8 protein-coding genes are annotated in these 10,390 nt (G+C 55.3%); 2 read left to right on the top strand and 6 right to left on the bottom strand.

Annotated features, from left to right (window positions below; all coding sequences use genetic code 11):
• Window positions 1-283: 283 nt before the first annotated feature.
• Genes hemG through pepQ form a run of 4 tightly spaced genes read right to left on the bottom strand, consistent with a single transcriptional unit; the run spans window position 284 to window position 4,276 of the window.
• The gene (gene hemG / locus E3U32_RS12060; protein WP_059385436.1) at window positions 284-829 is read right to left on the bottom strand and encodes a menaquinone-dependent protoporphyrinogen IX dehydrogenase; all 546 of its coding nucleotides are present in this window, start codon (window positions 827-829) and stop codon (window positions 284-286) included.
• Between the two features lie 10 nt (window positions 830-839).
• The gene (gene trkH, locus E3U32_RS12055) at window positions 840-2,291 is read right to left on the bottom strand and encodes a Trk system potassium transporter TrkH (protein WP_023309600.1); all 1,452 of its coding nucleotides are present in this window, start codon (window positions 2,289-2,291) and stop codon (window positions 840-842) included.
• Between the two features lie 39 nt (window positions 2,292-2,330).
• Window positions 2,331-2,945 carry an IMPACT family protein gene (locus E3U32_RS12050; protein WP_134348981.1) on the bottom strand — a complete coding sequence of 205 codons (615 nt, stop codon included), beginning with the start codon at window positions 2,943-2,945 and terminating at the stop codon, window positions 2,331-2,333.
• The gene (pepQ, locus tag E3U32_RS12045; protein ID WP_134348984.1) at window positions 2,945-4,276 is read right to left on the bottom strand and encodes a Xaa-Pro dipeptidase; all 1,332 of its coding nucleotides are present in this window, start codon (window positions 4,274-4,276) and stop codon (window positions 2,945-2,947) included. The genes E3U32_RS12050 and pepQ overlap by 1 nt, the downstream gene beginning before the upstream one ends.
• Window positions 4,277-4,466: 190 nt before the next feature.
• Here pepQ and fadB point away from each other — a divergent pair, with 190 nt between their 5' ends.
• Together fadB and fadA are read left to right on the top strand one after the other, a co-directional pair.
• A complete protein-coding gene (gene fadB, locus E3U32_RS12035) occupies window positions 4,467-6,656 on the top strand; it encodes a fatty acid oxidation complex subunit alpha FadB (protein WP_134348979.1) in 2,190 nt (729 codons plus the stop codon).
• A 9-nt stretch (window positions 6,657-6,665) separates the two neighbouring features.
• Window positions 6,666-7,829: an acetyl-CoA C-acyltransferase FadA gene (gene fadA, locus E3U32_RS12030; protein ID WP_134348978.1), complete on the top strand. Its 1,164-nt coding sequence runs from the start codon at window positions 6,666-6,668 to the stop codon at window positions 7,827-7,829.
• A gap of 160 nt (window positions 7,830-7,989) precedes the next feature.
• On the opposite strand, the gene fre is transcribed toward fadA, so the two are convergent.
• Complete coding sequence (gene fre, locus E3U32_RS12025; protein ID WP_134348977.1) at window positions 7,990-8,691, bottom strand: NAD(P)H-flavin reductase; 702 nt, start codon at window positions 8,689-8,691, stop codon at window positions 7,990-7,992.
• A 30-nt stretch (window positions 8,692-8,721) separates the two neighbouring features.
• Window positions 8,722-10,227 carry a 4-hydroxy-3-polyprenylbenzoate decarboxylase gene (gene ubiD / locus E3U32_RS12020; RefSeq protein WP_166790934.1) on the bottom strand — a complete coding sequence of 502 codons (1,506 nt, stop codon included), beginning with the start codon at window positions 10,225-10,227 and terminating at the stop codon, window positions 8,722-8,724.
• Window positions 10,228-10,390: the final 163 nt, after the last annotated feature.

The raw sequence follows: 10,390 nt of genomic DNA, 5'->3' as shown, positions 1-10,390 counted from the left end.
TCGTCTTGCGACGTTAAGAATCCATGTCACTTTGAGTGCCCACACAGATTGTCTGATAAATTGTTAAAGAGCAGTGCCGCTTCGCTTTTCGCAGCGGCGCGGGGTGTGCATATTACGCTTTCCCGCTTCAGAGTCAAGCGTTTATTTTCGCTTTTCTCTGCTGACCCGGCGGCGTGCATGCCGTTGTTCCGTGTCAGTGGAGGCGCATTATAGGGAGTTATTCCGGTGTGACAAGCACAAAATACAAAAAACTTTTCGTTCGCTCACTTTTCAAACTTAACGCTTATTTAAGTCGCGAATTGCCCGTTAAATGCGCTATTTCCCGTGCAAAACTGGCCACCTGCGACCAGTCGGTATAAACCACTTCTTTACGCGTATCGGTTTCGCCCCCCGTCATCTTCATAATCAGGCGGATCATGAAGCGGTCATACCAGCGATAGCGAGGGTAGCGCAGCGCGCCGGCAAAAACGGCGCACAGGTCTGGCTGCCACGGCGAGCTGAGTAAAAACTTGCGCGTGTAGCTGTTGGTCTGCGGCGTACGCTTCTCAGCTTTACGCGCGACCAGATTGACCGAGTAAAACGCACCGGGCAATTTATTGAGCACCGCCGTGTGCTTTTTCACAAAGCGATCCAGCGCCGGATGGAAATGCCCGTAACGAATTGACGCGCCAATCACCACGCGGTCGTAATCCTGCCAGGCAATTTGCTCCGCGCGATTCAGGTTTACCACATCCGAGTAAATACCCAGCTCTTTTAATTCCGACGCCAGATACGCGGCAATCTCACGCGTTTGTCCGTCTCGCGTAGAGAAAAGAATCAGTGTTTTCATCAACGGCTCCTTACTCGCGCCAGAATGTAGGGGTGAACAGCACCAGCAGCGTAAAGACCTCAAGACGACCAAACAGCATGTTGGCGATGAGGATCCATTTCGCGACCGGGTTCATGCTGGCAAAGTTATCCGCCACAACCCCCAGGCCAGGCCCAAGGTTGTTCAATGTTGCTACGACGGACGCAAAGGCGGAGAAATCATCCACCCCTGTCGCGATAATCGCCAGCATACTGACGATAAAGACCAGTGCATACGCCGAGAAGAATCCCCACACCGCCTCGAGGATACGTTCCGGCAGCGCGCGGTTACCCAGTTTGATGCTGTAGACCGCGTTTGGGTGGACCAGACGTTTCAGCTCACGGTTGCCCTGTTTGAACAGCAGCAGAATACGAATTACCTTCAGACCACCGCCCGTTGACCCCGCACAGCCACCAATAAACGCAGAGCACAGCAGCAACACCGGCAGGAACAGCGGCCAGCGCGCAATGCTGTCCGTGGTAAACCCGGCGGTCGTCGCCATCGATACCACCTGGAAGAACGCCTGATTCAGGGTCGTCAACGCCGAGTTATAAACATCGTGGAACCACAGCACCAGGGTACAGATGATGACCAGCGTAAGCTGGACACCAATAAACATGCGGAACTCCGGATCGCGCCAGTACACCTTCAGGCTGCGCCCGCTCAGTAAAGAGAAGTGCAGGCCATAGTTACAGCCGGAGATCAGCAGGAAAATCGCAATGATGGTATTTATCGTAGGGCTGTCGAAGTAGCCGACGCTGGCATCGTGAGTGGAGAACCCACCAATCGCGATCGTCGCGAAGCTGTGTCCGATAGCATCAAAAGCAGGCATCCCGGCAAACCATAGCGCAAGCGCACAGGCTACCGTCAGCAAGACATAAATCAGCCACAGGGTTTTCGCCGTCTCGGCAATACGCGGGCGCATCTTGTTATCTTTCAGCGGCCCGGGCATTTCGGCGCGATAGAGCTGCATCCCACCCACGCCCAGAATAGGCAGGATGGCCACGGCCAGGACGATGATCCCCATACCACCGAACCACTGCAGCATCTGGCGATAAAAGAGAATGGCGTGCGGTAGCGAATCCAGACCTACCAGCGTCGTCGCTCCGGTCGTCGTTAAACCCGAGAACGATTCAAAAAAGGCATCCGTGATGCTGAGGTTAGGCTGTTCAGAGAAGATAAAGGGCAGCGAACCGACGCTTCCCAGCACCGTCCAGAACAGGACCACAATCAGAAATCCTTCGCGAGATTTCAGCTCACCTTTCTGCCGACGGTTCGGCCACCACAGCAGCGAGCCAATCGCCAGCGCGACAAAGAAGGTCTGGGTAAATGCCCGTCCCGCGCCGTCCCGGTAGATAAGCGCCACCAGTCCAGGGAGAATCATCGTCCCGGAAAAGAGTATGACCAGCAGTCCAACGATTCGGGTTATGGCACGAAAATGCATCTCTGCCGCTTCCTTTGGTATTCAAAAGTGAGGTGGGGATTATTCTTCAATCGGCAGCAATTGCAACGAACCACGACTAAAATCAGCAAGTTTTGCTGAAAAAGCAGCCAGTTCCGCCTGAGGAAGCGCCACGCGTAATTGCACCATTGCCTGATATTCACTGTGTGCGATGACACCGTTAAACGGCCTCAGCAATGCTTCGATGCCGGATAACTGGGCGTAATCACACAGTAAAGTATATTCGGTGAGCGGCGTTTTGCGGGTGGTTATGAGTATATTCAGCGCTTGCTGAACCCCTCCGCCATACGCTTTGACCAGCCCACCGGTACCTAACAAAATGCCGCCGTAGTAGCGCACCACCACGGCGGTAATCTCACCCACGCCGCTGCCCATCAGCTGCGAAAGCATGGGTTTACCGGCCGTTCCCGCCGGTTCACCGTCGTCGGAAAACCCCAATTGCTGCGAATCGTCCGGCGGCCCTGCCACCCACGCCACGCAGTGGTGGCGTGCGTCAGAATGCTCAGCCCGAACGGACTCGACAAACGCTTTTGCCGCTTCTACGCCGTCGGTATGCGCCAGCAGCGTAATAAAGCGACTTTTCTTGATTTCCTCAACAAAGGTGACCGGTTCAGCCGGTATCAGCCAGCTTTCCATCAGGCCAGCTTCAGGTCTCGCGTCATGTTCTCAATACCGTTTTCGTGAACCACGACGTTATCTTCGATGCGAATACCGCCAAACGGTTTCAGCGCCTCAATTTTTTCCCAGTTGAAGTGCTTGCTGAACTGACCTTCACGCCATGGCGCCAGCAGGGATTCGATAAAGTAGATCCCCGGTTCAATCGTCAGCACCATACGCGGCTCAAGAATACGGGTGCAGCGCAGGTAAGGATATTTAGACGGTGCCGCCAGATGCGTACCGGTATCATCCTGCATAAAACCCGCTACGTCGTGAACCTGCAGGCCCAGCGGGTGACCAATACCGTGCGGCATGAATGGCCCGGTCAGATCGTTCTCGACCATCGCCTCTTCGCTCATGTCTTTCACAATCTGATGCTTACGCAGCAGCTTCGCGATGCGCTGATGGAACTGGATGTGGTAATCCACATAGCTGGTACCCGCTTTCATGGTGCCAATAAGCGCCAGCTGTTCATCGTTGACGTCTTTGATCAGCTGCGCGAAATCGGTATCCGCATTCGCTGCCCAGGTACGGGTCAGGTCAGCTGCGTAACCGTTGTACTCGGCACCTGCGTCAAGCAGGAAGCTGCGCATCTCAGACGGTACATGGTGATCGAGTTTGGTGTAATGCAGGACGGAAGCATGCTCGTTTAGCGCAACAATATTGCTGTACGGCACGTCGGTATCGCGGTGGCCTGTCGCGGTCAGGTAAGCCTGGTTGATGTCGAACTCGCTCATACCCGACTGGAACGCTTCGTGCGCGGCGCGGTGGCCATTCACTGCCGTTTTCTGCGCTTCACGCATGCAGTAAAGTTCGTAGTCGGTTTTATACGCGCGGTAATAGTGCAGGTAATCCAGCACCCCTTTCGGGTTAAGTTTGTCTGCCGGAATATCCAGACCTAAGGCTCGCTCCGGAACCGGACCAATGTAGCCGATATTGCTACGCGCGGCAGGCAGCTGGCTGCCAATGCCGTCCGCTTTTGGCAGCGCAATAACATCAATTTCTTCCGTCCAGAAAGAGGTCGGCAGCGGTTCAACGTTGTGCCAGTAATCGACCGGCAGGTAGAACCACAGTTTCGGCTTGTTCACGCCATCCACCAGCAGCCAGCAATTTGGCACCTGGGTTACTGGCACCCAGGCTTTAAACTGCGGGTTGACCTTAAACGGATAAGCATGGTCATCAAGAAACGTATTCATCAGCTCGCCGGAGTGGATCAGCAGGGCATCCAGCTTGAAGCGTGCCAGTACATCACGGGTACGTTCCTGTAGGGTAACGATATGATTTTTATAAAGCGAAGCCAGTGAGTCCATCATTCATCCTTACGTTTTCTTGAGCTCAAGTCATCGCATCTTAGCACACCTCTCTCCAGCTGCGTGATTTCCACCGACCGTGATCAATGCAGCAATTTCTTAATGAGTAATTTGCATTTTATTAACATAAATTCCACACTCCGTTTCATCTGGTATGACCAGATCCACTTGCTGGATTCAGGAGACTGACATGCTTTACAAAGGCGACACCCTGTACCTCAACTGGCTGGAAGATGGCATTGCCGAACTGGTGTTCGATGCCCCCGGCTCAGTGAACAAGCTCGATACCGCGACGGTGGCCAGTCTTGGCCAGGCGCTGGATGTACTTGAAAAACAAACTGAATTAAAAGGGCTGCTGCTGCGATCGAACAAAGCGGCCTTTATTGTCGGTGCCGATATCACCGAATTCCTCTCGCTGTTCCTGGTGCCTGAAGAACAGTTGAGCCAGTGGCTGCACTTTGCGAACAGCGTCTTTAACCGTCTGGAAGATCTGCCCGTCCCGACTATTTCCGCCGTTAACGGCTACGCGCTGGGCGGTGGCTGCGAATGCGTGTTAGCCACTGATTACCGCCTGGCTACGCCGGACCTGCGCATTGGCCTGCCGGAAACGAAGCTGGGTATCATGCCGGGCTTTGGCGGCTCCGTGCGTATGCCGCGCATGCTGGGTGCAGACAGTGCACTCGAGATTATTGCCGCAGGTAAAGATGTTGGTGCAGAACAGGCGCAGAAAATTGGCCTGGTCGACGGCGTCGTTAAACCAGAGAAACTTATTGAAGGCGCTGTCGCCATTTTGCGTCAGGCGATTAACGGCGATCTCGACTGGAAAGCCAAACGTCAGCCGAAGCTGGAGCCGTTAAAGCTCAGTAAGATTGAAGCCACCATGAGCTTCACCATCGCCAAAGGCATGGTGATGCAGACGGCAGGTAAACACTATCCGGCACCAATCACGGCGGTGAAAACCATTGAAGCCGCGGCTCGCCTTGGTCGCGACGAAGCGCTGAAGCTTGAAAATCAGAGCTTTGTCCCGCTGGCGCACACCAATGAAGCTCGCGCGCTGGTCGGTATCTTCCTCAACGATCAGTTCGTGAAAGGGAAAGCCAAACAGTTGACCAAAAACGTTGAGACGCCAAAACATGCGGCGGTACTCGGCGCTGGCATTATGGGTGGCGGCATCGCTTACCAGTCGGCCTGTAAAGGCGTGCCGGTAGTGATGAAAGACATCAGCGAGAAATCCCTGACGCTGGGCATGACCGAAGCGGCCAAGCTGCTGAATAAACAGCTGGAGCGCGGCAAAATTGACGGGCTGAAACTTGCGGGTGTGATCTCCACCATCCAGCCTGTGCTGGAATACAGCGGTTTCGACCGTGTCGACGTGGTGGTCGAAGCCGTCGTCGAGAATCCGAAAGTCAAAAAAGCAGTTCTCGCGGAAACGGAAGACAAGGTTCGTCCTGAGACCGTGCTGGCTTCTAACACCTCCACCATTCCAATCAGCGAGCTGGCAAGCGTGCTGAAGCGTCCGGAAAACTTCTGCGGGATGCACTTCTTCAACCCGGTACACCGTATGCCGCTGGTCGAAGTGATCCGTGGGGAAAAAACTTCTGACGATACCATCGCCAAAGTGGTGGCGTGGGCGAGCAAAATGGGCAAGACGCCGATTGTGGTCAACGACTGTCCGGGCTTCTTCGTCAACCGCGTCCTGTTCCCTTACTTCGCCGGTTTCAGCCAGCTGCTGCGCGATGGTGCAGACTTCCGCAAAATCGATAAAGTGATGGAAAAACAGTTCGGCTGGCCAATGGGCCCTGCGTATCTGTTGGATGTGGTCGGTATTGATACCGCCCACCACGCTCAGGCAGTCATGGCGGCGGGCTTCCCGCAGCGCATGCAGAAAGATTATCGCGACGCGATTGACGCCCTGTTCGACGCCAACCGCTTCGGTCAGAAAAACGGCCTGGGCTTCTGGCGCTATAAAGAAGACAGCAAAGGTAAACCGAAGAAAGAAGAAGATGCCGTGGTGGATGGCCTGCTGGCCGACGTCAGTCAGCCGAAACGCGACTTCACCGACGATGAGATCATCGCCCGAATGATGATTCCGATGATCAACGAAGTGGTGCGTTGCCTCGAAGAAGGCATCATCGCCAGCCCGGCAGAAGCCGACATGGCGCTGGTGTACGGCCTGGGCTTCCCTCCATTCCACGGCGGCGCGTTCCGCTGGCTGGACACGCTCGGCAGCGCCCGTTATCTCGATATGGCTCAGCAGTATCAGCACCTCGGCCCGCTGTATGAAGTGCCGGAAGGGCTGCGCAATAAGGCGCGCCATAACGAACCCTATTATCCATCAGTTGAGCCAGCCCGTCCGGTTGGCGAGCTGAAAACGGCTTAAGGAGTCACAATGGAAAAGGTTGTCATTGTTGATGCGATTCGCACCCCGATGGGCCGTTCAAAAGGCGGTGCATTCCGTAACGTGCGTGCGGAAGACCTCTCCGCGCATCTTATGCGTAGCCTGCTGGCGCGAAACCCGGCGCTGGATCCTGCTGCGCTCGACGATATCTACTGGGGCTGCGTGCAGCAGACCCTGGAGCAGGGCTTCAACATCGCCCGTAATGCGTCACTGCTGGCGGAGATCCCGCATTCAGTTTCGGCCGTTACCGTTAACCGGCTGTGTGGTTCATCCATGCAGGCGCTGCACGACGCGGCACGTATGATCATGACCGGCGATGCCCAGGCCTGCCTGGTCGGCGGCGTGGAGCATATGGGTCACGTACCGATGAGCCACGGAGTCGATTTCCACCCTGGCATGAGCCGTAACGTGGCGAAAGCTGCGGGGATGATGGGCCTGACCGCTGAGATGCTCTCTCGTCTGCACGGCATCAGTCGTGAAATGCAGGATGCCTTCGCCGCCCGCTCTCACGCTCGCGCATGGGCCGCGACACAATCCGGTGCCTTTAAGAATGAGATCATCCCGACCGGCGGTCACGATGCTGACGGCGTTCTGAAGCAGTTCAGCTACGACGAAGTGATCCGCCCGGAAACCACCGTAGAAGCACTTTCCACCCTACGACCTGCGTTTGATCCGGTCACCGGTACGGTCACGGCAGGTACTTCGTCGGCGCTGTCCGACGGGGCAGCCGCAATGCTGGTGATGAGTGAAAGCCGCGCTCGCGAGCTGGGGTTAACGCCTCGCGCTCGGGTACGTTCGATGGCAGTCGTGGGCTGCGATCCTTCGATCATGGGTTACGGTCCGGTTCCGGCTTCAAAGCTGGCGCTGAAAAAAGCGGGATTAACCGCCAGCGATATCGACCTGTTTGAGATGAACGAGGCTTTCGCCGCACAGATCCTGCCATGCATTAAAGATCTGGGGCTGATGGATCAGGTAGACGAGAAGATTAACCTCAACGGCGGCGCGATCGCCCTCGGTCACCCGCTGGGCTGCTCCGGGGCGCGTATCAGCACAACGCTGATTAACCTGATGGAACGCAAAGATGCTCAGTTTAGTCTGGCAACGATGTGTATTGGGTTGGGTCAGGGTATCGCGACGGTGTTTGAGAGAGTGTAAGGCTATAACGTAGGCCCGATAAGCATCGCGCCATCGGGCTTTTGCCGGGAGGCGCTGCGCTTTCCCGGCCTACGAGAGGTTCTCACCGCCACTGGCGTCATTGGCGAAGAGAGACAGTTTAGTTGCCGTTCTTCCCGCCTGTCAGGGGCGGGTTTTTTATTTAAATGAAGGCAAACGCATCGCCGAAGAGACGGTCTTCACGCGCGTCACGTTCATTACAGAACAGATCGCGGGCAATTTTCGCCATCTCAAAGCGGCCAGCGATATAGATGTCGTGCCCTGCCAGAGTGCCATGATCCTGCAGTACCGCCGTCAGCACCGTACCGCTACGCCCACGCCAGCCCTCTTCCGGCTGTTCAACCACCGGTTCAATGCGCAGGTTAGGATGGGTTACGCTCAGCGCTTCCAGCTCAGACAGGTCGTACAGATGTTTCTCTTCGCGGCCACCCCAGTAAATGGTGATATCACGGTCTGGATTACGCGCCAGGGCGGTCAACAGAATAGAACGCACATACGAGAAGCCTGTACCGCCAGCAATCAGGATCAGCGGACGGTCTTCGTCATCGCGCAGCCACGCATCACCGTGTGGAATATCCACCACGATTTCACGTTCCTTCAGGATCCGATCCATTACCGCCATCGCATACAGGTTAAGCTCTGACGCACCAATATGAAGCTCAATAAATTCCTGCTCTGCTGGCGTTGAGGCCATAGAGAAAGGACGCTTATCACGCTCATCCATCACGACCATTAAGTACTGACCAGCGCGGAAAGAGAATGGCGCTTCTGGCACTATACGGACGCGATATACGGTGTCGGTGATGGCATCTACCGAGGTCACTTTACAGCTTAAGGTTGTCATTCGCTCTCTCTGTCGGGAAGTCTATAGGGCTTAACGGTCAGATCCAGGCTTACCGTTACTCATTATGGCCAGTTCGTCCCAGATCGCGTCAATTCGCGCGGTCACGGCAGGATCTTTTTTGATCGGGCGACCCCATTCACGGTCGGTTTCGCCAGGCCATTTATTTGTGGCATCCAGTCCCATTTTTGAACCAAGGCCGGAAACCGGCGAGGCAAAATCCAGGTAATCTATCGGCGTGTTTTCGACTAACACCGTATCGCGCGCCGGGTCCATTCGGGTGGTAATGGCCCAAATGACGTCATTCCAGTCGCGGGCGTTAACGTCATCATCGCAGACAATTACAAATTTGGTATACATAAACTGGCGCAGGAAAGACCATACGCCCATCATCACGCGTTTAGCGTGACCAGGATACTGCTTCTTCATCGTGACCACCGCCATACGATACGAGCATCCTTCAGGCGGCAGATAAAAATCAACGATTTCCGGGAACTGCTTTTGCAGGATGGGCACAAACACCTCATTCAGCGCCACGCCCAGTACCGCTGGTTCGTCCGGTGGACGTCCGGTGTAGGTGGAGTGATAAATCGCATCTTCACGCTGGGTAATGTGCGTAACGGTAAACACCGGGAAGTTATCCACTTCGTTGTAATAGCCGGTGTGGTCACCATAGGGGCCTTCCGGTGCCAGTTCCCCCTGCTCAATGTAACCTTCCAGCACAATTTCTGCACTGGCCGGGACTTCGAGATCGTTAGAGATACACTTCACGACTTCCGTTTTGGTCCCGCGCAGCAGGCCTGCAAACGCATATTCAGAGAGCGTATCCGGTACGGGCGTTACCGCCCCGAGAATGGTGGCCGGATCGGCACCTAGCGCGACAGACACCGGGAAACGTTCACCCGGATGCGCAGCACACCACTCCTGGAAATCGAGTGCGCCGCCGCGATGCGACAGCCAGCGCATGATGAGCTTATTTTTGCCAATCAACTGCTGGCGGTAAATACCCAGATTCTGACGCTCTTTGTGCGGGCCGCGCGTAACGGTAAGCCCCCAGGTGATCAGCGGAGCGGCATCTTCAGGCCAGCACTGCATGATAGGGATTTTGGTCAGATCTACCGCATCGCCTTCCAGCACTTTCTGCTGGCACGGCGCGCCACGCAGGCGTTTGGTGGGCATGTTCAGCACCTGCTTAAACTGCGGCAGTTTGTCGAACAGATCGCGGAAGCCTTTTGGTGGCTCCGGCTCTTTCAGAAACGCCAGCAGTTTACCCACTTCACGCAGCGCCGTGACATCCTCCTGCCCCATCCCCAGTGCGACACGACGTGGTGTACCAAACAGGTTGCACAACACCGGCATGGAGTACCCTTTCGGATTTTCAAACAGTAAGGCGGGGCCACCGGCACGCAGGGTGCGGTCAGCTATTTCTGTCATCTCCAGATAAGGATCAACAGGAAGTGTAATGCGTTTGAGTTCACCCTGCTTTTCCAGCAGCGTCAGGAAGTCGCGGAGATCGTGGTATTTCATGCAGTTAATCATGGCCTCTCTGTAAGCGCTTCATTATACGGCGTAAGCCTGCTTGATGCTGTAATTTTGTTAAACAAGCGTGAACTTATGCGTTCTGTTCCGTTTTCCCCCATTATAATCAACTTAGCGATCCCGCCAGGGTTTTGATATGCTTGCGCCCCGAACTAAGGGAAAG

The sequence above is a fragment of the Lelliottia nimipressuralis genome (assembly GCF_004402045.1).
Classification (GTDB): Bacteria; Pseudomonadota; Gammaproteobacteria; order Enterobacterales; family Enterobacteriaceae; genus Enterobacter; species Enterobacter chinensis.
This window is presented reverse-complemented; position numbering and strand designations above follow the sequence as displayed.

Bases quoted from the DNA above. Each gene is read 5' to 3' on its own strand.
- hemG (WP_059385436.1), bottom strand. From the start codon at position 829: ATGAAAACACTGATTCTTTTCTCTACGCGAGACGGACAAACGCGTGAG.
- trkH (WP_023309600.1), bottom strand. From the start codon at position 2,291: ATGCATTTTCGTGCCATAACCCGAATCGTTGGACTGCTGGTCATACTC.
- E3U32_RS12050 (WP_134348981.1), bottom strand. From the start codon at position 2,945: ATGGAAAGCTGGCTGATACCGGCTGAACCGGTCACCTTTGTTGAGGAA.
- pepQ (WP_134348984.1), bottom strand. From the start codon at position 4,276: ATGGACTCACTGGCTTCGCTTTATAAAAATCATATCGTTACCCTACAG.
- fadB (WP_134348979.1), top strand. From the start codon at position 4,467: ATGCTTTACAAAGGCGACACCCTGTACCTCAACTGGCTGGAAGATGGC.
- fadA (WP_134348978.1), top strand. From the start codon at position 6,666: ATGGAAAAGGTTGTCATTGTTGATGCGATTCGCACCCCGATGGGCCGT.
- fre (WP_134348977.1), bottom strand. From the start codon at position 8,691: ATGACAACCTTAAGCTGTAAAGTGACCTCGGTAGATGCCATCACCGAC.
- ubiD (WP_166790934.1), bottom strand. From the start codon at position 10,227: ATGATTAACTGCATGAAATACCACGATCTCCGCGACTTCCTGACGCTG.